This is a genomic window from Burkholderia sp. 22313 (genome assembly GCF_052045245.1).
In the GTDB taxonomy this organism is placed as follows: Bacteria; Pseudomonadota; Gammaproteobacteria; order Burkholderiales; family Burkholderiaceae; genus Burkholderia.
The window spans coordinates 1-20562 of sequence record NZ_JBQEON010000049.1; the positions used below are offsets into that span (position 1 = coordinate 1).

Consider the following 20562-nt stretch of genomic DNA (forward strand, 5'->3'; position numbering starts at 1 on the left):
TGACCCGTCCTAGAATAGGTTGACACTTTTTCGCCGAAGCGAAGAGGTGCCAAGTGGAGCAAGGGAACAAGCGGACGCAGCGGGACTACAGCCTGGCTTTTAAACTGTCGGTGGTGGCGCAGGTCGAAAAAGGCGAACTGACGTACAAAGAGGCGCAGCAGCGCTACGGCATCCAGGGACGCTCGACCGTACTGGTATGGTTACGTAAGCACGGCTTGCAGGATTGGGCCGATCCATCCGGCCGTGCGCGATCGGGTTGCACCATGCCAAAGCCAGACTCAAAGCCACTCACACCGGAGCAGCGCATCAAGGAGTTGGAGACGCAGTTGCGCGAGGCGCAGGAGAAAGCGGCGCTGTTCGAGGCCGTGCTCGACGTGATGCGCAAGGACTACGGGATCACCGTAAAAAAGCCTTCGGGCAGGTCGTTGCGCAAAAGCGGATCGAAAAGCTGAGCGTCGAGCGAGCCTGCCGCTACATGGGCATCAGTCGCCAAGCGTATTACAAGCGATGTCGCAGCGAGGCGCGCCGCTGCTCGCAAGCCGAGACCGTGACGGCATTGGTGCGCGACGTGCGACTGCGCCAGCCTAGGCTTGGGGCACGCAAACTGCATCACCTGCTTGGGCCGGCGTTGGTCGAGCGCGGCATCAAGCTGGGGCGAGATGGGCTGTTCGATGTGCTGCGCGCCGCGCGACTGCTGGTCGTGCCGCATCGGGCGTATCACAAGACAACGCAAAGCCACCATCACTTCCGGCGCCATCCGAATCTACTGAAACCCGGGCCGGATCAAATCGTGCCGAGCGGCCCCGAGCAGGTGTGGGTAGCCGACATCACGTACCTACCCACAGCGGGTCGGTTTGTGTATCTGAGCCTGGTCACGGATGCGTACTCGCGCAAGATCGTTGGACATCACGTTCACGACAGCCTGCAGACCGAACAGGTTAGCCAGGCGTTGAAGAAGGCGTTGCGCAGGCGCCAGAGCCGCCAGCCATTGATCCATCACTCCGATCGCGGGGTGCAGTACTGCTCGACCTACTATCAGGACATCCACCGGCGCCACGGCCTGCGCTGCTCGATGACGGACGGCTACGACTGCTATCAGAACGCGCTGGCCGAGCGAATCAACGGCATCCTTAAGGGCGAGTTCTTGTTGCAACGTCCCGCCGACCTTGCTCAGGCCGTCAAGATGGTCGAGCAGTCAGTGCGCATCTACAACCAGGAGCGGCCACATGCCGCCCTGAAATACAAAACGCCCGATGCGGTGCATCGGGCGTTTTAGCGCTTGGATACTGTCAACCTATTCCAGGACTTGACACATCGTCGACGCGCGCGCCGCTACGAGAAATTCGCGATTGCATCCGCCGGCGACTGCGCTATCGTGGCGGAATGCGTTCTTGACCCCTGCGCGATGCTCGATCCCACCGACCTGCGACTGCTGTATCAGCTCCGACCCGCGGAGCCTGGCGATTTCCCCTTTGCCGAGGCGCTGACGCACGGCAACATGGGCGGCTACTACAAGCGCCATGGGCTCGTCTGGCGCAGCGACCTGTTCTATGCGAGCTGGCGCGAATCCGAGAACTTCATCCTGGAAGCCGACGGCGAACGGATCGGTGTGCTGCGCGTGACGGAAGAAGGCGATTCGCTGCATATCCGCGACGTGCAGATTGCGGCCGGTCATCGCGGGCAGGGCGCCGGCACTTACATGCTCGACATGTCGCACCGCTGGGCGCGCGCGCGCGGGCTGCACGAACTGCAGTTGCGCGTATTCGTCGACAATCCGGCCGCTCGGCTCTACCTGCGCATGGGCTACTGCGTTACCGGTCCCAGGCTCGCGCAACTCGGATCGATACGTCACATGGTGCGCACGGTCTGAGCGCGTAACGGTACTAAGCGGGTACAAAGCGGGTACAACGCAGGTGTGCAACCCGACGACGGTCAGCGCGCGGTACCGATCGCGTCGTCGTCGGAGGTGTCGTCGTCCGCCGCGATACGGTCTTCCGCCCCGCGGTGCTCGTAGCCGCGCAGCATGAATGCGCGCGGGCTTTCGCCGAACGCGCGCCGGAACATCGCCGAAAACGCGCTCTGGCTCTGGTAGCCAAGCTCGCGCGCGATATGCGACAGCGGGCGCCCCTGGTTCAACAGCGGGATCGCGCGCGCGAGCAGCGCCTGCTGCCGCCACTGCGAAAAACTCACGCCCAGTTCCTGCTTGAAAAGCCGCGAGATCGTCCGCGTGCTCGCGCCGACCTCGCTTGCCCAGTGTTCGAGCGACTCCGCGTGCGCCGGCTGCGCGAGCACCGATTCGCACAGCATGCGCAGCCGCTTCTCGTCGGGCATCGGCACCGCGAGCGGCAGCGGTTCGGCGCGACTCAGTTCGTCGAGCACGAGCCCGCACAGCAGCCGTTCGCGGCCGCCGCTCAGGTCGCGTGCATCGAGTGCGACGATCAACTCGCGCAGCAAGCCCGTCACCTCGACTACCCGGCACGCGTCGAGCCCGTCCGGCACGATCGACTCGTCGATATACAGCGTGCGCAAATACGCTTCCTCGACGACCGCGACCTCGTGCGTGACATGAGGCGGCACCCAGATCGCGCGAGACGGCGGCACCATCCACGTGGTTCCGGTCGTCGCGACGCGCAGCACGCCGCGCGACGCATACGCAAGCTGTGCCCACGCATGGGTATGCAGCGGAATCCGGCGGCCGGCATCGACCTGGCGCGCCCGGACGCGCATCGGGTGGACGCGGGTCGGCGCGAACTCGGGCGGGATGTCGATGACGTCGTAGGGGTTCGATGCGTCGGCTTGGACAGGCGGATTCATGGGCGATTCGGTCGGCGCGGCGGCGATGCCGTTATTTTAGAAGGCGCCGCGCAGGCGCATGCGGCGGTTTTTCGGCCGATAATGCACCGTTCAAATGAACTTTGTATGGGGCCGCGCGCATGCCGGCCGGTGCAGCCTGAATCCGGACTTGCATGACGCCGCTTGCCGCAACGAACCATCGGGCCGCCGACGCGGTCTATCGATGCGGGCCCGTTCGCGCGCGAGCGGGCCCCGACGACGCCGAGCCCGCGACTTCGCCGCGACGGCCCGGCACGGCAACACCTGAATCGAAGAGGAGAACCACGATGCGCTACGTATTCGTCTACGGCACGTTGAGAGCGGGAGAAGCCAACGACATCGGCCATGCGGCCGCGCGGCACGGGATCGCCGCGCCGACGCTGCTCGGTGCGGCCGCGCTGCCGGGCGAACTGTACGATTTCGGCACGTATCCCGGGATGATCGCCGGGGCGGCCGGCCAGGCGCTCGTGTGGGGCGACGTCTACGAGATCGACGAGCAACTGGTGCCGGTGCTCGACGAAATCGAGCGCGTCTATCCGGGTGTCGACACGCTGTTCCGTCAGGAGCCGGTGACCGTCGAGCTCGGCGGCCGTACCTACGCGTGCGTCTACTATCCGGTTGCCGCGCATGCGGCAGCCGATCGTCCGCGCATCGCGTCGGGCGACTGGGTTCAGCACCGGCGCGAGCGGGAAGCCGCCTGAACGTCCGCACGGCGAGGCCTGCGCCGCACAAGAAAAAGCGCCCCGCGGGGCGCTTTTTTGGTGCCTGCCGTGCCGTACGAGCCGGCGGGGGGCAGAACGGGGCGCGGCCAGACCCGCCAGGGCCCGGCCCGAACCGTCAGATTTCCTCGTACAGCGGCAGCGTCAGGAATTCGGTGAAGCCCACCGACGTCGACATCTGCTCGAAGATCGCCGCGGCTCGCTCGTACGGCTGCGTGTTGCCGCCGACCGAACGCTTCACGTTGTCGAGCTCGGCCTGCGCGAATTCGCGCACGAGTTCGGCCGTGACCTTGCGGCCGTCGTCGAGCACGCCCTTCGGCGAGCGGATCCACTGCCACACCTGCGAGCGGGAGATCTCGGCAGTCGCCGCGTCTTCCATCAGGTTGTGGATCGGCACGCAGCCGTTGCCGTCGAGCCACGCGCCGAGATAGTGGATGCCGACGTTGATGTTGTTGCGCAGGCCGGCTTCGGTGATCGGCGCTTCAGGCTGGAAGTCGAGCAGGTTCTTGCCTTCGATCTGCACGTCGTCGCGCTGCTTCGCGATCTGGTTCGGCTTGTCGCCGAGCACCTTGACGAATTCTTCCATCGCGATCGGCACGAGGCCCGGATGCGCGACCCAGCCGCCGTCGTAGCCGTCGGTCGCGTCGCGCTGCTTGTCCGAGCGCACGCCGCCCATCGCCTTGTCGTTCGCTTCCGGATCGTTCTTGATCGGAATCAGCGCGCTCATCCCGCCGATCGCCGGCGCATTGCGCTTGTGGCAGGTCTTCAGCAGCAGCAGCGCGTACGCGCGCATGAACGGCACCGTCATCGTGATCTTCGAACGCTCGGCCAGGCAGAAGTCGCGGTCGTTCTTGAACTTCTTGATCGCCGAGAAGATGTAGTCCCAGCGGCCGGCGTTCAGGCCCGAGCTGTGTTCGCGCAGTTCGTACAGGATCTCGTCCATCTCGAACGCGGCGAGGATCGTTTCGATCAGCACCGTCGCGCGGATCGTGCCGCGCGGCACGCCGACGCCTTCCTGTGCCGCGACGAAGATGTCGTTCCACAGGCGCGCCTCGAGATGACTTTCCATCTTCGGCAGGTAGAAGTACGGGCCCGAGCCGCGCGCGATCAGTTCCTTCGCGTTGTGGAACAGGAACAGCGCGAAATCGAAGATGCCGCCGGACACGCGCTGGCCGTCGACCGTCACGTGCTTCTCGTCGAGGTGCCAGCCGCGCGGACGCACGATCAGCGTCGCGACCTTGTCGTTCAGCCGGTACGACTTGCCGTTCTGCTCGAGCGAGATCGTGCGGCGCACCGCGTCCTTCAGGTTGATCTGGCCGTCGATCTGGTTCGTCCAGCTCGGTGCGTTCGAATCCTCGAAGTCCGTCATGTACGAATCGGCGCCCGAGTTCAGCGCGTTGATGATCATCTTGCGCTCGACGGGGCCGGTGATCTCGACACGGCGGCATTGCAGGTCGGCCGGCAGCGGCGCGACCTTCCAGTCGCCTTCGCGGATCGCCTTCGTATCGGCCAGGAAATCGGGGCGCTCGCCGGCATCGAGGCGCTTGGTGCGCTCGACGCGGGCCTGCAGCAGCGCCTGGCGGCGCGGCTCGAACGTGCGGTGCAGCGCGGCGACGAGTGCGAGCGCGTCGGGCGTCAGGATCGCTTCGTAACCCGGCTTGATCTCGCCGGTGATCGTCATGCCTTGCGGCAGCGTGATCGGGGTGCTCATGAGTCTCATCTCCTTGGTCGGTCAGTTGCGGTTTCGGTGAAGGGGGAAGGCGGCAGCGCTGCGAACGTCATGCGCCCGGGCCGGGGCGCGCGCGGTTTGCGGGTCTGCCGGACGGAGCCGGGGTGGCGAGGAATGCGAGCAGATCGGCCATGCCGCTGCCGGTGCCGTCGGGCGGCGCGCTGAGTTCCTCGGCGGGCGCGCCCGTGCGGTTGAGCCAGAACGTCGTGTAGCCGAACCAGGTGGCGCCGGCGACATCCCACGCGTTCGACGACACGAACACGATGCTGCGCGGGTTCGGCCCGAACGCGGCGGTGCCGAGCGCGTAGGCGGCCGGACTCGGCTTGTACGCGCGCACGGTGTCGGCCGACAGCACGCGATCGAACAGGCCGGTCATGCCGGCGCTCTTGATCGCGATGTCGAGCATCTGCGGGGTGCCGTTCGACAGGATCGCGAGCGGCGGACGCGGTTCGAGCGCGCGCAGCTTGCGCAGTGCGGGCACCGTGTCGGGATAGGTGGACAGGCACGCGTATTCGTCCATCAGCCGCTTTTCGGCCGCGCTGTTCAGCGTGAGCCCGAGCCGGCGCGCGGCAAATCGCAGCGCGTCGAGCGTGATGTCGCGGAACGGGCGATAGCGCGCGCCGGACGGATCGGCGAGCGTGCGCAACTGCGAGTATTCGATTTGCTTGCGTCGCCACAGCTGCGACAACCGTTCCCCGTGTCCGGGAAACATCTGCTCCGCCGCGGCCAGGACCGCACGCACGTCGAACAACGTGCCGAATGCGTCGAAGAGGATTGCGTCGGGAAAGGAGTGTGTCGTTGTGGCCGACATAGCCTTGCGCTCCAGTTTCAGAGGTCAAGTTGATTCTATTCGTGATCGAAGGTGCTAAAAAAGATGCTAATCATCACTTGATCTTTTACTTTCATATACCTAATCTTGAGCGGCTTAAGCTTATTGAAGGGCGGGAGCGCCGTCCTTTGGAGTCATGGACCGGTTCAAACAGATCGAAACGTTCGCCGCGGTCGCGGCGAAAGGCAGCCTGTCGGCGGCCGCGCACGCGGAAGGCGTCGCGCCGGCGATCATCGGTCGCCGCCTCGATGCGCTCGAGGAGCGGCTCGGCGTCAAGCTGCTGGTGCGCACGACGCGCAAGCTCACCCTGACCTTCGAGGGTTCGGCGTTCCTCGAGGATTGCCAGCGGATCATCAACGACATGCAGAACGCGGAGGCGAGTGTGTCCGCCGGCGGCGTGAAGGCGAGCGGGCACCTGCGCATTTCGGCGCCGGCTGGCTTCGGCCGGCGCCACGTCGCGCCGCTCGTGCCCGAATTCAGCGGAGCGCATCCGGACGTGTCGGTGACGCTCGACCTGTCCGACCGGATGGTCGACCTCGTCAACGAAGGGTTCGATTGCGCGGTGCGGCTCGGCGAGCTGCCCGATTCGTCGCTGGTGTCGCTGAAACTCGGCGAGAACCGCCGCGTGTGCGTCGCGTCCCCCGCGTATCTCGCGCGGCGCGGCACGCCCGCTACGCTCGCGGAACTCGCGCGCCACAATTGCCTCGCGCTTGCCGCGAACGCGAACCAGCAGCGCGGCTGGGCGTTCCAGGAGGACGACAAGGTCGTGTCGATCCGCGTGAACGGCACGATGGAATGCTCGGACGGCGCGGTGCTGCACGAGTGGTGCCTCGAAGGCTACGGCCTGGCATGGCGTTCGTGGTGGGAGGTCGGCGACGACATCGCGGCCGGCCGTCTCGTCAGCGTGCTCGATGCGTTCGCGGCGCCGCCGATCGGCATCCATGCCGTGTTTCCGCAGCGCCGGCACCTGCCATTGCGGGTACGCCTGTTTCTCGATTGCCTGAAGCACACGTACGAACGGCCCGGGTATTGGGGCGAGTAGGGCCGGCTCGTTCCTCGCGCGGGGCGGCGCGGGCAGCGGGCCGTGGCCGTGCCGTCCCGCGCGTTTCCGATATGAGGGCGAACCCGCTGCCGGCCGCGGCCGCCCGGTTTCGCGCACTACAATCGAAACTGGCATGCGCGGCGCGCCGGAGCCGGCTCGCATGAGCTCACGGCGCGCGCGGTGCGACTGACGCAGGAGGGCGCGATGTTCCGGCACATCCTCGTTCCAACCGACGGTTCCGAACTGTCGCAGAAGGCGATCGACGGCGCGATCGACCTGGCGCGCGCGGTCGGCGCGCAGGTCACGGCCTATGCGTGCCTGCCGCAGTATCCGTACTCGCCGTTTTCCGAAGTGATCATCGAGCCGCCCGCCGATTTCCGGGCGCGCAGCGAGCGCGAGGCGCGCGCGCACCTCGACGACGTGCAGGCGGCCGCGAAGGCGGCCGGCGTCGTTTGCGACAGCTGGACGAGCGTGCATCCGTCGCCGTACCTCGGCATCATCGAGGCGGCCGAACGTGGCGGCTGCGACGTGATTTTCATGGCGTCCCACGGACGCCGCGGGCTCGGCAGCCTGCTGATCGGCAGCGAAACGCAGCGCGTGCTGACCCATACGAAAATTCCGGTGATCGTCTATCGATAGAGACGGCGCCCGTCGTTCGCGGCCGCGCGGACGGTAACGGCGGCGCCGCTGAAAAAAGGGCGCGCCGGACGAAGCCGGCGCGCATCGTTGCTGGCGGCCACTGGCCGCACGCGGCCGGTCGCGCGACGTCGATCGCGCGCCTGCCGTCTCCTCCCTGATTGTGGTCCGGTGCCGCCGATGCCGCGCCGTCGCGTGACGGGCCGGCATCGGCGTGACGCTTGCGCGCGTTACGCGACCTTCTTGCCGTCGAAGAACTGCTCGTCTTCGGTCGAGCCGTGCAGCGCGGTCGTCGAGGCTTCGCGCTCGACCGTCTGCGTGACCGCGTCGAAGTAGCCGGTGCCGACTTCGCGCTGGTGCTTGACGGCCGTGAAGCCCTTGTCGGCCGCGGCGAATTCGGCTTGCTGCAGTTCGACGAACGCGCTCATCTGCGTGCGGGCGTAGCCGTGTGCGAGGTTGAACATCGAGTAGTTCAGCGCGTGGAAGCCGGCCAGCGTGATGAACTGGAACTTGTAGCCCATCGCGCCGAGTTCCTTCTGGAACTTCGCGATCGTCGCGTCGTCGAGATTCTTCTTCCAGTTGAACGACGGCGAGCAGTTATACGACAGCATCTTGCCCGGGAACTGCTTGTGGATGGCTTCCGCGAACTTCTTCGCGTACTCGAGATCCGGCTTGCCCGTTTCGCACCACACCAGGTCGGCGTACGGCGCATACGCGAGGCCGCGCGAGATTGCCTGCCCGATGCCCGGCTTCGTGCGGAAGAAGCCTTCGACCGTGCGCTCGCCCGTGAGGAACGGCTTGTCGTTGTCGTCGACGTCGGACGTGATCAGGTCCGCGGCTTCCGCGTCGGTGCGCGCCACCAGCACGGTCGGCGTGCCCATCACGTCGGCGGCGAGACGCGCCGCCGACAGCTTCGCGACCGCTTCGCGCGTCGGCACGAGCACCTTGCCGCCCATGTGGCCGCATTTCTTCACCGATGCGAGCTGGTCCTCGAAGTGGACGCCCGATGCGCCGGCCTCGATCATCGCCTTCATCAGTTCGAACGCGTTCAGCACGCCGCCGAAGCCGGCTTCCGCGTCCGCGACGATCGGCGCGAAGAAGTCGACGTAGCCTTCGTCACCGGGGTTCTTGCCTTCCGACCACTGGATCTGGTCGGCACGCGTCAGCGTGTTGTTGATGCGCTTGACGACGAGCGGCACCGAGTTCGCCGGATACAGCGACTGGTCCGGGTACATTTCACCCGCGACGTTCGCGTCGCCGGCCACTTGCCAGCCGGACAGGTAGATCGCCTTGAGACCGGCCTTCACCTGTTGCATCGCCTGGTTGCCGGTCAGCGCGCCGAGCGCGTTGACGAACGGCTCTTCGTTGATGAGGCTCCACAGTTTTTCCGCGCCGCGCTTGGCCAGCGTGTGCTCGACGGCGATCGAGCCGCGCAGGCGCACCACGTCCTCGGCCGTGTAGCTGCGCTTGATGCCATTCCAGCGCGGATCGGTTTCCCATTGCTTCTGCAGTTCCAGTGCCTGTTGCTGTCGCGACATGATGAGCTCCTTGATGCGGTGTATTGCCTGATGAGTCGAATCGGACGGTGGGGATGCTGTTCTCGAAGCGGGGGCGGGTGCATGCCGTTTCGTGAAGTCTTGTATAAGAGTCTAGGCAAACCGGGCGGAGCGAAACAGGGGCTGTCTCAGGAAGTTTTGAAATTTTTTATCTTTATAATTCAGTGGCTTGTGGATTTCATTCCACAATAGGAAACGATTTTTTTCATCTCGCAATTGTAAGGTTGTGCCGCGCAGCAAGATTTTTTACGACGCAAAAAAATTTTCCGCATTGTGAAATTTTGCGCGAGACGAAAAAAAACCGGCGCGGATGCGCCGGTCTGCCGGATGGCGGGGCGGCCGAAGGGCCGCCGGGCGTGCTTACGAGGCCGAATTGCTGCGACGGGGGCCGCCGCTGCGCTGACCGTCGCGACGCGGGCCGCCGTCACGGCTGCTGCTCGGCTTGCCGCTCCAGCCGCCGCCATTACCGCCGCCGTAGCTGCGGCCGCCGCCGTTGCCACCATAACCGCCGCCCGGCTTGCCGCCGAAACGACGACCGCCGTTACCGCCGCCCGGACGGCCACGGCCGCCGGTGCCGCGATCGTTGCGCGGGGGTGCCTTGCGCGGCTCGAAGCCTTCGATCACGTTGACCGGCAGCGGCGAGCGCACGAAGCGCTCGATGCGCTTGAGCGCGCCTTGCTCCGCGTGGTGCACGAGGCTCACCGCGGTGCCCGAACGGCCGGCACGGCCCGTACGGCCGATACGGTGCACGTAGTCTTCCGCGAACTTCGGCAGGTCGTAGTTGAACACGTGCGTGATGCCCGGGATGTCGATACCGCGTGCCGCGACGTCGGTCGCGACCAGCACGCGCACGCGACGCTCGCGCAGCGCGCGGATCGTGCGGTTACGCGCGCCCTGCGGCAGGTCGCCGTGCAGCGCGGCCGATTCGAAGCCTGCGTCGGCGAGACGGCCGGCGAGCTGGTCGGCGTCGATCTTGGTTGCCGTGAAGATGATCGCCTGGTCGAGCGCGTCGTCGCGCAGCAGGTGATCGAGCAGGCGGTCCTTGTGATCGCGGTCGTCGACGTAATGGACGGTCTGTGCGATGTTCGCGCGCGATTCGAGGCGCTGTTGGATCTCGATGCGTTCCGGATCCTTCAGCAGGCGGCTCGTCAGCGAACCGATCTTGCCGTCGAGCGTGGCCGAGAACAGCATCGTCTGGCGCGACTCGGGCGTGGCGGCGACGATCGTCTCGATGTCGTCGATGAAACCCATGTCGAGCATGCGGTCGGCTTCGTCGAGCACCAGCATCTTCAGCTCGGACAGGTCAATGCGGCCGCGCTCGAGGTGGTCGAGCAGGCGGCCCGGCGTCGCGACCAGGATTTCCGGGTTCTTCGCGAGCAGCATCAGCTGCTGGCCGTAGGCGACACCGCCGAGGATGCTGACCGTGCGCAGGCGCTTCAGGTGCTTGCCGTAGGTCGATGCGGCCGTGGTGACCTGCATCGCGAGTTCGCGGGTCGGTGTCAGCACGAGCAGGCCCGGGCGCGCGACGGGTTGCGGGCGGCGCACGCGGCGATCGCCCTGGTTCGGTTCACGCGGCGCGCGCGGTTGCTGCGCCTGCGCCTTCTGGAGCTGCGCGAAACGCTCGATCGCGGGCAGCATGAATGCAGCGGTCTTGCCCGAACCGGTCGGGCTCGAGACCAGCAGATCCCGACCGGCGATGCCGGCCGGGATCGCGCGCTGCTGGACCGGCGTTGGCTTGGCGTAGCCGGCGGCCTGCAGCGCGGAGACGATCTCCGGCGACAGCCCGAGCGACGCGAAAGTCGGCTCGTCCGACGCCGGTTCGACCGCGGCCGGTGCGGCGGCGTCGTCGAGACCGAGCGCCTGGTCGGCGATCGCGTTGAGCGGGCTGGAGTTGATGCTCGAAGTCATAACAATCCTTGAAACACAGTGGGTGAAACGTCGGCGCCAATCGCGCATACCCAAGTCGTCGGATTCAGCGAGCAAATCGGGAAACGGGTGCAATCCGCCGAACCTTCGGCGGATGAGGCATTAGAAGCTGTTTTGGGTGCGGCGCGCTTCTGGAGCGAGGCCGCCAGCCTAGTTGACGACCGCAAGGGTCGAAGCAGGAGGGGACAGGTTCTAAACCGGATTGGAGCTTAACGCTACGAGGCGTCGGGCCGGAACGGCTTGCGAGCCGAGCGCGGGGGTGACGCAGGCCGCATTATAAAGAGATTTGCTGCGCTGCGCCACTGATTTGATTGCCTATTGCGTCAGGAGGGACAGGTCAGGAGGCCGTGCCGTTCTTCAGCGATTCGACGAGCTCGATGTATTGCTGCTTTGCTGCATCCTGCGACGTGCCTTTCAGCGCGTCCCACGCGTCGTACTTGTACTTGCCGACGATGTCGGTGAAGCCGGGCTTGTCGCCGTGCGCGTCACCGTCCGTCGCCTGCTTGAAGAGCGCGTACAGGCGCAGCAGCGTCAGGTTGCCCGGGCGCTCGGTCAGTTGCTTGACGTCGACCTGGGCCTGGTCGAATTGGGCGGTGAGTTCGCTCATCGTGTGTCTCCGTAAGGGTTTCAAGTCGGCCGATCTTAACAAGCGCAGCGTCGCGCGGGGTCGAGCGATCCTTCCAAACCGCCGGCCGCGCGGCGCGTGCATCGAGATCGGGGCCGATCGCCCGTGGGAGCGGGGCGTCGCATTACAATGTCGGCCATGACGCAAACAGTGCTCCTCGCCATCGATACGTCGACCGAATACTGCTCGGTCGCGCTGCTGCGCTCGGCCCAGGCCGATGACGCCGTTTCCACCCCGCAAACCTGGGTCCGTCACGAGTTGACGGGCGCCGTGTCGAGCACGCGCGTGCTGCCGGCCATCCAGGAGCTCTTCGCCGAATCGGGCCTCACGTTCGCCGACTGCGATGCGATCGCGTTCGGCGCGGGCCCCGGCTCGTTCACCGGGCTGCGTACCGCGACCGGCATTACCCAGGGGCTCGCGTTCGGGCGCGGGCTGCCGGTCGTGCCGGTCAGCACGCTGCTCGCGTGCGCCGAGCATGCGCGGCTGCGTGCGCCCGGCACGACCCGCGTGCTGGCCGTGCTCGATGCGCGGATGGACGAAGCGTACTGGGCCGACTTCGCGTGGGACGCCACTGCCGGCGACTGGCGCACGGTGCAGCCGGCATCGCTCGATGCACCGGATGCCGTCGGCGTGCCCGACGTGCCGTTCACGCTCGCGGGCAACGCGGCGGCCGCGTTCGGTGAGCAATGGCCGGCTGCGGCTGCCGCGGCGGTGATCGACGGTGACGCGCTGCCGCATGCGCTGGCGGTTGCGCATGCCGCGCTGCGGGCGTTCCGCGCCGGGCGCACCGTGCCGGCCGACCAGGCCGCGCCGGAATACGTGCGCGACAAGGTCGCGCAGACCACCGCCGAGCGGATGGCGGCGCGCGCCGCGCAGACGGGCGGGGCGAAAGGATGACGGGGGTACTGCTGAGCGACCGCTATTTGTCGCCGATGACCGATACCGATCTCGACGAGGTCGTCGCGATCGAGCAGGTTGCGTACGAATTCCCGTGGAGCCGCGGCAATTTCGAGGATTCGCTGCGCAACGGCTATTTCGGCGTGTGCCTGCGGCACGTGACGGGCGCGCTCGTCGGATATTGCGTGCTGATGCCGGTGGTCGACGAGATGCACCTGCTGAACCTGTGCGTCGCGCCGGCCGCCCAGCAATCGGGCGCGGGCCTCGCGCTGCTGCGCGAAGCCGTGCGCATCGCGCGCGCGGAGCGGCTCGACGGCGTGCTGCTCGAGGTGCGGCCGTCCAATCCGCGCGCGGTCCATCTGTACGAGCGCTTCGGTTTCGTGACGATCGGCCGGCGCAAGAACTACTATCCGGCACGGCATCGCAGCCGGGAGGACGCGCTCGTGATGCGTCTGACGCTGAACAAGGACGAAGGGGACGCGCATGGCGTGGGCTGAAGCAGCGCTCGAGGAAATGGGCCTCGCGCAGATCTGGGTGCGCCGCGGGCAGCGCGCCGAAGGCAGCGTAGCGGGCGCCGCGCCGGATGCCGCATCCGGCGCGGCGAACGAGATGTCCGCCGTTGCGAGCGCAACCGTCGCGGCGCCGCCGCGGCAGCCGCATGACACGCCATCTCCCGCGGCGCCCGCACTCGTGCGTGACGATACGCCGCCGGTTGGCGCAGCCGCAGCCGTGCGCGATACGGCGCCAGCCGGCGAAGGGGAGACGGCCGCGCGTGCGCAGACCGGTGGCGATCGTGTGTCGGCCAGGACCGCACCGGCCGCCGCCACGGACGACATGCCGCCGCTTGCCGATGACGATTTCGCGTGGTTCGACGCGGCGCCGCCCGGCGATCCGCTGCCGCCGGCCGCAGCGCGTCCTGCCGCGACGCCGGTTGCGATGCTCGACTGGGACGCGCTCGCGGCCCGCGTGGCCGACTGCACGAGCTGCCGCCTGTGCGAGAAGCGCACCAATACCGTGTTCGGCGTCGGCGATCGCGAAGCGAACTGGATGCTGATCGGCGAAGCGCCGGGCGAGAACGAGGACAAGCAGGGCGAGCCGTTCGTCGGCCAGGCCGGCAAGCTGCTCGACAACATGCTGCAGTCGCTCGCGCTCAAGCGCGGCGACAACGTCTACATCGCGAACGTGATCAAGTGCCGGCCGCCCGGCAACCGCAATCCGGAGCCCGACGAGGTCGCGCGCTGCGAGCCCTATCTGCAGCGGCAGGTCGCGCTCGTGAAGCCGAAGCTGATCGTCGCGCTCGGCCGCTTCGCCGCGCAGACGCTGCTGAAGACGGACGCGAGCATCGCGTCGCTGCGCGGCCGTGTGCACGCGTATGAAGGCGTGCCGGTGATCGTCACCTACCACCCTGCGTATCTGCTGCGCAGCCTGCAGGACAAGTCGAAGGCATGGGCCGATCTGTGCCTGGCACGCGATACGTTCCAGCGGGCGGAGGGCGCCGACGCGAACGGGCCGGCCGGACAATGACGCGCGGCGCGGCGTTCGCGTTCGTCGATACGCTGCGCGATGCCGCGGTTCGCGATCTGGGCTGGCTTCTCGCGAGCCCGAGCCTGCTCACCGCGGCGCCCGGCGCGCCGCTCGCGCATCCGTGGTCGGATGCGGTCGAGCGGGTGGCCGTCGAAGCGTGGCTGGTCGCGCTCGATGCCGCGCCCGAGCCGCTGCACCGCGCGCTCGACGGATTGCGGCCCGTGCGGCTCGGCCGCTATGCCGAATGCCTGCTCGAATATTTCCTGACGCACGGACCTTCGCTGCGGCTCGTCGCCGCCAATCTGCCGCTGCGCAGCAACGGCAAGACGCTCGGCGAAGTCGATTTCCTCGTCGATGCGCCGGGCGGTCAGCGCCTGCACTGGGAACTCGCGGTGAAGTGCTATCTGTGCGCGCCGGTGGCGGGCGATGCATCGCTCGCGGATTTCGTCGGCCCGAATCTCGTCGACCGCCTCGACCGCAAGCGCAGCCGGCTGCTCGAGCATCAACTGCGGCTGAGTGATCGCCACGGGTTCGCGCTGCTCGGCTACGGCGCGCCGTCCGATGCGCAGATGTTCATCAAGGGCTGGCTGTTCTATCCGCACGGCGTGCCGCTGCCGCCGGTGGCCGCGGAAATCGCGGCGGATCATCCGCGCGGCTTCTGGCTGACGCATGCGCAGTGGCCGGCCTGGGCGGCCGCGCAACCCGACGGCGCGGCGTGGAACGTGCTGCCGCGGCTGGCATGGCTCGCGCCGCGGCGGGTGGCGGCCGACGCCGCGCCCGAACCGCTGGCCGGCTCGCTGGCATTGCCTGCCGTATTGACGGCGCGCCAGGCGCCTGCGTTGATCGGCGTCCATCGGCAGGACGGCGATGGCGTATGGCGGGAGACGGCGCGCGGCTTCATCGTGCCGGACGACTGGCCGGCGCACGCGCAGGCGTTCGCCGCGCAGGACCACTGACGCCGCGTCAGCCGGCGCTTACCACCAGCGATGGAAGTGATGGACGGGGCCGACACCATGGCCGACGTCGAGCTGGCCGCTCGCGGCGATCGCGCCGGTCAGGTAGGCCTTTGCTTCGCGTACCGCGCTGTCGAGATCGGGCTGCTGCGGCAGCAGCGCGGCGATCGCCGACGACAGCGTGCAGCCCGTGCCGTGCGTATTGCTGACCGGCACGCGTGTGCCGCCGAGCCGCAGCGTATGCGCCGTGTCGACGAGCCAGTCGGGGCTCGCGGCCGCGTCGGGCAGGTGGCCGCCTTTCATCAGCACGGCGCGCGCGCCGGTTTGCAGCAGCGCGTGGCCTTGCCGGACCATGTCGTCTTCGGTCGTCGCGGCCGCGTCGCCGAGCAAGGCGGCGGCTTCGGGCAGGTTCGGCGTGACGACGGTCGCGAGCGGCAGCAGCGCGTCGCGCAGCGCATCGACCGCGTCGGGCGCGAGCAGCGCGTGCGAACTCTTCGAAATCATCACCGTATCGAGCACGACGAAGCGCGGCGCGTAACGCCGCAGCGCGTCGGCGACCGCGTGCACGATCGCCGCGTTCGCGAGCATGCCGATCTTGACTGCGTCGATGCGGATGTCGTCGAACACCGCATCGAGCTGCGCGGTCACGAACGCGGCGTCCGGCGCGTGCACGCCGGTCACGCCGCGCGTGTTCTGCGCGGTCAGCGCGGTGATCACGCTCGCGCCGTACGCGCCGAGCGCGGAGAAGGTCTTGAGGTCGGCCTGGATGCCTGCGCCGCCGCCCGAGTCGGAGCCGGCAATCGTCAGGACGTTGGGTATCGGGTGCGTCATGATGGCAAGGCGCCGGTTCGAAGGCCGGCGCCGACGGACGAAAACGGGAAGTGTAGCGTCAGTGCCGCGATTCGCCGATCAGCGCGACCGAGTCGAACTGACGCTGGTTCGCCTGGTGGCGGCGCATCACGAGCCACATGGTCAGGCACACGAACGTGCCGAACAGCACGATCACGACGCCGACCGGCACGTCGAGCCAGACCAGCACCGCATACAGGCACAGCATCACGAGCACCGACAGGTTCTCGTTGAAGTTCTGCACCGCGATCGAGTGGCCGGCCGACAGCAGCACGTGGCCGCGATGCTGCAGCAGCGCATTCATCGGAACCACGAAGTAGCCGGACAGCGCGCCGACGCAGATCAGGAAGATGTACGCGACGATCAGGTAGGCCGGCAGGCGCAGGTGGCCGATGTGCAGGGCCCAGTGCGACGGGAACAGGTCGCGCGTATAGAACGCCATCAGCATGACCGCGATGCCCATGATGATGCCGACAGGCAGCACGGACAGCGATTTCTTCAGCGGGATCCGCGCGGCGGCGGCGATCGCGCCGCCCGCGACGCCGACGGCAACCACCGCCTGCAGGAGCGCACCTTCGGACAGCGACATGTTGAGCGAGACCTCGGCCCACTTCAGCACGATGAACTGCAGCGTCGCGCCGGCACCCCAGAATAGCGTCGTGACCGCGAGCGAGATCTGGCCGAGCTTGTCGCGCCAGAGCACCATGAAACAGTCGGCGAAATCGGTGAGGAGCTTGACCGGGCCGCGCTCCTGCTTCGGGTAGCGCGCGCCGGTATCGGGGATCCGCAGGTTGAAGATCGCGGCGATCACGTAGATCGCCATGATGATCGCCATCGCCGCCTCGGCGGGTGTGCCGATCCACGAGGGGGTGTGCGCGATCACGTGCGACGCGATGTGCGGGCTGATCAGCGCGCCGCCGAGCACGGTGCCGAGGATGATCGAACTGACGGTCGTGCCTTCGATCCAGCCGTTCGCGGCGACGAGCCGGTCGGCCGGCAGCAGCTCGGTCAGAATGCCGTATTTCGCGGGCGAGTAGGCCGCGGCGCCAAATCCGACGATCCCGTAGGCGATCAGCGGATGGGCACCGAACAGCATGATCAGGCAGCCGACCACCTTGATCGTATTGGTGATGAACATCACGCGCCCCTTCGGGCGCGAATCGGCGAACGCACCGACATAAGCCGCCAGCACCACATAGGACAACACGAAGAACAGCTTGAGCAGCGGTGTCATCCAGTTGGGAGCGTGGAGGTCTTTCAGCAGGGCGATGGCGGCGATGAGAAGCGCATTGTCGGCCAACGACGAGAAAAACTGCGCGGCCATGATGGTGTAAAAACCTTTTTTCATCTGATGCGATGCTTTCGTCGCTGCGGCAGGGCCGCGTAGGCCGCCTGGTATGCGATCGGCTTATTCCGTTCGAAATGGGTTGTGCGCACGGCTTTATAACACGAAAATACGCCAATTCGGACTAGCAAGATTCCCCGATCGTTCCGCAAATTGTCGGCTTCGGTGCTCAAAAGGCGCGGTAAGCTGATGATTCGCAAGCGTCTTTACGTAAATTTCCCATGCCGCGCCCGATCTCCGCCACCATCCATACCGCCGCTCTCGCGAACAATCTCTCCGTCGTCCGCCGCTTTGCCGGCCCGTCCAAGGTCTGGGCGGTCGTCAAGGCCAACGCGTACGGCCATGGTCTCGCACGTGCCTTTCCCGGCCTGCGTGGCACCGACGGCTTCGGCCTGCTCGACCTCGACGAGGCCGTGAAACTGCGCGAGCTCGGCTGGGCCGGCCCGATCCTGCTGCTCGAAGGGTTCTTCCGCTCGACCGACATCGACGTGATCGACCGCTACAGCCTGACGACCACCGTTCACAACGACGAGCAGATGCGGATGCTCGAGACGGCGCGACTGTCGAAGCCCGTCAACGTGCAGCTGAAGATGAACAGCGGGATGAACCGGCTCGGTTACGTGCCGGAGAAATACCGTGCGGCGTGGGAGCGCGCCCGCGCATGCCCCGGCATCGGCCAGATCACGTTGATGACCCATTTTTCGGACGCCGACAACGAGCGCGGCGTCGCCGAGCAGCTCGCGACGTTCGAGCGTGGCGCCGCAAGCATCGCCGGCGCGCGCAGCCTGGCGAATTCGGCGGCCGTGCTGTGGCATCCGGATACGCACTTCGACTGGGTGCGGCCGGGGATCGTGCTGTACGGCGCGTCGCCGTCGGGGCTGTCGGCCGACATCGCCGACACGGGGCTCAAGCCCGCGATGACGCTCGCGTCCGAGCTGATCGCGGTGCAGACGATCGCGAAGGGCCAGGCGATCGGCTATGGCTCGACGTTTTCCGCGCAAACCCCGATGCGCATCGGCGTCGTCGCCTGCGGCTACGCGGACGGCTATCCGCGCGTCGCGCCGGAAGGCACGCCGGTGATCGTCGACGGCATCCGTACGCGGATCGTCGGCCGCGTGTCGATGGACATGATTACCGTCGACCTGACGCCGTGCCCGCAGGCCGGCGTCGGCGCGCGGGTCGAGCTGTGGGGCAACGCGCTGCCGATCGACGACGTCGCGCGCCATTGCGGGACCATCGGCTATGAACTGATGTGCGCGGTCGCCGGCCGCGTACCGGTGCGCGCGGAATAAGGGCAGCACGCGTGGCGAAACAGAAAACCGTCTACGTCTGCAGCGAGTGCGGCGGACAAACTCCGAAGTGGCAAGGGCAATGCCCGTCGTGCCAGGCCTGGAACACCCTCGTCGAATCGGTCGCCGAGTCGCCGGCCGCCCATCGCTTCCAGTCGCTCGCGAAGCGGGCGCCCGTGCAGCGCCTCGTCGACATCGAGGCGGCCGACGTGCCGCGCTTCACGACCGGCATCGGCGAATTCGATCGCGTGCTGGGCGGCGGGCTGGTCCCCGGCGGAGTCGTGCTGATCGGCGGCGATCCGGGCATCGGCAAGTCGACGCTGTTGCTGCAGTCGCTCGCCGACATCGCAAGCGAGCGGCGCGCCCTCTATATCAGCGGCGAGGAGTCGGCCGCGCAGATCGCGTTGCGCGCGCAACGGCTCGCGCTGCTCGACGGCGGCGCGCCGGCGGCCGAGCTGAAGCTGCTCGCCGAGATCCAGCTCGAGAAGATCCAGGCCGCGATCGATGCGGAACGGCCGGACGTCGCCGTCATCGACTCGATCCAGACCGTCTATTCCGAAGCGCTGACATCGGCGCCCGGCTCGGTCGCGCAGGTGCGCGAGTGCGCGGCGCAGCTCACGCGCATCGCGAAGCAGTCGGGCACCGCGATCATCATGGTCGGGCACGTGACGAAGGAAGGCAACCTCGCCGGCCCGCGCGTGCTCGAACACATCGTCGACACGGTGCTGTACTTCGAGGGCGACACCCATTCGTCGTTCCGGCTCGTGCGCGCGTTCAAGAACCGCTTCGGCGCGGTGAACGAACTCGGCGTGTTCGCGATGACCGAGCGCGGGCTGCGCGGCGTCGCGAACCCGTCCGCGTTGTTCCTGTCGCAGCACGAGCAGGTCGTGCCGGGTTCCTGCGTGCTCGTCACGCAGGAGGGCACGCGCCCGCTGCTCGTCGAGATCCAGGCGCTCGTCGATACGGCGCACGTGCCGAATCCGCGCCGGCTGGCGGTCGGTCTCGAGCAGAACCGGCTCGCGATGCTGCTTGCGGTGCTGCACCGGCATGCGGGCATCGCGTGTTTCGACCAGGACGTGTTTCTGAACGCGGTGGGCGGCGTGAAGATCACCGAACCGGCGGCCGACCTCGCGGTGTTGCTCGCGATCCATTCGTCGATGCGCAACAAGCCGCTGCCGAAGGGCCTGATCGTGTTCGGCGAAGTGGGCCTGGCGGGCGAGATCCGGCCGTCCCCGCGCGGCCAGGAGCGGCTGCGCGAGGCAGCGAAGCTCGGCTTCACCGCCGCGCTGATTCCGAAGGCGAATGCGCCTAAGCAGCCGATCGACGGGCTGAACGTGATGGCGGTCGAGCGGATCGAGCAGGCGATCGACCGCGTGCGCGATCTCGAATGACGCTGGATGGCCGGTGCCCACGCGTGCCGGCCAGCCACGATCTGTCGCGTAATTCGCTGTAAAGAATATGTAGGCTGCTGTAACCCGCCGGACATCGCTTTTCCCTATCCTTTGCCGGATTGTCGAACCGCGCAATGCGAAGGGAACCTATGTTGAAACAGTATGGGGAAGCGCCGAGCGGACGCCTTTACAACCTGCGCGGCTGCCGCGTATCGGAACCGATCGTCCAGCCGTGGGGCGGCGGATGCCGGATCGTCGAGTGGATCGACGACGAAGGGCGTCTCGCGCGCCGGGTCGTGTCCGAGGACGTGACGGAAGCGGAAGTCGCCGCGGCGATCCGCCAGCCGACCGAAGGGCGGCGTCACCTGATGGGCGACGACGAGCAGATGCCGCGCGATACGTTGCCGCGGCGTTGAAGCG

Annotated in this window: 20 protein-coding genes; 12 read left to right on the forward strand and 8 right to left on the reverse strand. The window is 67.2% G+C overall.

Annotated features, from left to right (window positions below):
- The first annotated feature begins 53 nt into the window (after positions 1 to 53).
- Together ACTJKF_RS28795 and ACTJKF_RS28800 are read left to right on the forward strand one after the other, a co-directional pair.
- A protein-coding gene (locus ACTJKF_RS28795) for an IS3 family transposase (RefSeq protein ID WP_440623306.1) occupies positions 54 to 1276 on the forward strand; the annotation gives its coding sequence in 2 pieces (ribosomal slippage) (positions 54 to 419 and positions 422 to 1276; 1221 coding nt in all).
- Positions 1277 to 1405: 129 nt separating this feature from the next.
- Positions 1406 to 1870: a GNAT family N-acetyltransferase gene (locus tag ACTJKF_RS28800; protein ID WP_440628265.1), complete on the forward strand. Its 465-nt coding sequence runs from the start codon at positions 1406 to 1408 to the stop codon at positions 1868 to 1870.
- A 62-nt stretch (positions 1871 to 1932) separates the two neighbouring features.
- Here the strand turns inward: ACTJKF_RS28800 and ACTJKF_RS28805 are convergent, their stop codons facing one another.
- Positions 1933 to 2814, reverse strand: coding sequence for an AraC family transcriptional regulator (locus ACTJKF_RS28805; protein WP_440628267.1), 882 nt, complete (start codon positions 2812 to 2814; stop codon positions 1933 to 1935).
- A 305-nt stretch (positions 2815 to 3119) separates the two neighbouring features.
- Between ACTJKF_RS28805 and ACTJKF_RS28810 the strand changes: the two genes are divergently transcribed.
- On the forward strand, positions 3120 to 3533 hold the full coding sequence (locus ACTJKF_RS28810) for a gamma-glutamylcyclotransferase family protein (protein ID WP_440628268.1): 414 nt from the start codon (positions 3120 to 3122) through the stop codon (positions 3531 to 3533).
- 136 nt (positions 3534 to 3669) lie between these two features.
- Here the strand turns inward: ACTJKF_RS28810 and aceB are convergent, their stop codons facing one another.
- Both aceB and ACTJKF_RS28820 read right to left on the reverse strand, forming a co-directional pair.
- On the reverse strand, positions 3670 to 5262 hold the full coding sequence (gene aceB, locus ACTJKF_RS28815) for a malate synthase A (RefSeq protein WP_440628270.1): 1593 nt from the start codon (positions 5260 to 5262) through the stop codon (positions 3670 to 3672).
- Between the two features lie 67 nt (positions 5263 to 5329).
- The gene (locus ACTJKF_RS28820; protein ID WP_440628272.1) at positions 5330 to 6091 is read right to left on the reverse strand and encodes a haloacid dehalogenase type II; all 762 of its coding nucleotides are present in this window, start codon (positions 6089 to 6091) and stop codon (positions 5330 to 5332) included.
- A gap of 154 nt (positions 6092 to 6245) precedes the next feature.
- On the opposite strand from ACTJKF_RS28820, the gene ACTJKF_RS28825 reads away from it, so the two are divergent.
- On the forward strand, positions 6246 to 7151 hold the full coding sequence (locus tag ACTJKF_RS28825; protein ID WP_440628273.1) for a LysR family transcriptional regulator: 906 nt from the start codon (positions 6246 to 6248) through the stop codon (positions 7149 to 7151).
- A gap of 204 nt (positions 7152 to 7355) precedes the next feature.
- The gene (locus tag ACTJKF_RS28830) at positions 7356 to 7790 is read left to right on the forward strand and encodes a universal stress protein (RefSeq protein ID WP_057929788.1); all 435 of its coding nucleotides are present in this window, start codon (positions 7356 to 7358) and stop codon (positions 7788 to 7790) included.
- Between the two features lie 227 nt (positions 7791 to 8017).
- Here the strand turns inward: ACTJKF_RS28830 and aceA are convergent, their stop codons facing one another.
- The 3 genes from aceA to ACTJKF_RS28845 form a co-directional block, all read right to left on the reverse strand.
- Positions 8018 to 9325 carry an isocitrate lyase gene (aceA, locus tag ACTJKF_RS28835; RefSeq protein ID WP_440628275.1) on the reverse strand — a complete coding sequence of 436 codons (1308 nt, stop codon included), beginning with the start codon at positions 9323 to 9325 and terminating at the stop codon, positions 8018 to 8020.
- 378 nt (positions 9326 to 9703) lie between these two features.
- On the reverse strand, positions 9704 to 11251 hold the full coding sequence (locus tag ACTJKF_RS28840; protein WP_440628277.1) for a DEAD/DEAH box helicase: 1548 nt from the start codon (positions 11249 to 11251) through the stop codon (positions 9704 to 9706).
- Between the two features lie 355 nt (positions 11252 to 11606).
- Positions 11607 to 11876 (reverse strand): acyl-CoA-binding protein, encoded by a 270-nt coding sequence (locus tag ACTJKF_RS28845; protein WP_096507307.1) that lies wholly within the window; start codon positions 11874 to 11876, stop codon positions 11607 to 11609.
- 147 nt (positions 11877 to 12023) lie between these two features.
- On the opposite strand from ACTJKF_RS28845, the gene tsaB reads away from it, so the two are divergent.
- The 4 genes from tsaB to ACTJKF_RS28865 are packed head-to-tail and all read left to right on the forward strand — an operon-like array spanning position 12024 to position 15271.
- Positions 12024 to 12791 (forward strand): tRNA (adenosine(37)-N6)-threonylcarbamoyltransferase complex dimerization subunit type 1 TsaB, encoded by a 768-nt coding sequence (gene tsaB, locus ACTJKF_RS28850; protein WP_440628278.1) that lies wholly within the window; start codon positions 12024 to 12026, stop codon positions 12789 to 12791.
- Positions 12788 to 13288, forward strand: coding sequence for a ribosomal protein S18-alanine N-acetyltransferase (gene rimI, locus ACTJKF_RS28855; RefSeq protein ID WP_440628280.1), 501 nt, complete (start codon positions 12788 to 12790; stop codon positions 13286 to 13288). Before tsaB ends, rimI begins: the two co-directional genes overlap by 4 nt.
- Positions 13275 to 14315: a uracil-DNA glycosylase gene (locus tag ACTJKF_RS28860; RefSeq protein ID WP_440628282.1), complete on the forward strand. Its 1041-nt coding sequence runs from the start codon at positions 13275 to 13277 to the stop codon at positions 14313 to 14315. Before rimI ends, ACTJKF_RS28860 begins: the two co-directional genes overlap by 14 nt.
- The gene (locus ACTJKF_RS28865) at positions 14312 to 15271 is read left to right on the forward strand and encodes a DUF1853 family protein (protein ID WP_440628283.1); all 960 of its coding nucleotides are present in this window, start codon (positions 14312 to 14314) and stop codon (positions 15269 to 15271) included. Before ACTJKF_RS28860 ends, ACTJKF_RS28865 begins: the two co-directional genes overlap by 4 nt.
- Before the next feature lie 18 nt (positions 15272 to 15289).
- Here ACTJKF_RS28865 and thiD read toward each other — a convergent pair whose 3' ends face one another.
- Together thiD and lplT are read right to left on the reverse strand one after the other, a co-directional pair.
- Positions 15290 to 16099 (reverse strand): bifunctional hydroxymethylpyrimidine kinase/phosphomethylpyrimidine kinase, encoded by an 810-nt coding sequence (thiD, locus tag ACTJKF_RS28870; RefSeq protein WP_440628285.1) that lies wholly within the window; start codon positions 16097 to 16099, stop codon positions 15290 to 15292.
- A gap of 58 nt (positions 16100 to 16157) precedes the next feature.
- Complete coding sequence (lplT, locus tag ACTJKF_RS28875; RefSeq protein WP_440628287.1) at positions 16158 to 17465, reverse strand: lysophospholipid transporter LplT; 1308 nt, start codon at positions 17463 to 17465, stop codon at positions 16158 to 16160.
- 218 nt (positions 17466 to 17683) lie between these two features.
- Here lplT and alr point away from each other — a divergent pair, with 218 nt between their 5' ends.
- The 3 genes from alr to ACTJKF_RS28890 all read left to right on the forward strand — a co-directional run bounded on the left by alr (position 17684) and on the right by ACTJKF_RS28890 (position 20558).
- A complete protein-coding gene (gene alr, locus ACTJKF_RS28880) occupies positions 17684 to 18754 on the forward strand; it encodes an alanine racemase (RefSeq protein ID WP_440628288.1) in 1071 nt (356 codons plus the stop codon).
- 11 nt (positions 18755 to 18765) lie between these two features.
- Positions 18766 to 20142, forward strand: coding sequence for a DNA repair protein RadA (radA, locus tag ACTJKF_RS28885; protein ID WP_440628290.1), 1377 nt, complete (start codon positions 18766 to 18768; stop codon positions 20140 to 20142).
- 149 nt (positions 20143 to 20291) lie between these two features.
- On the forward strand, positions 20292 to 20558 hold the full coding sequence (locus ACTJKF_RS28890; RefSeq protein ID WP_440628292.1) for a DUF2866 domain-containing protein: 267 nt from the start codon (positions 20292 to 20294) through the stop codon (positions 20556 to 20558).
- Positions 20559 to 20562: the final 4 nt, after the last annotated feature.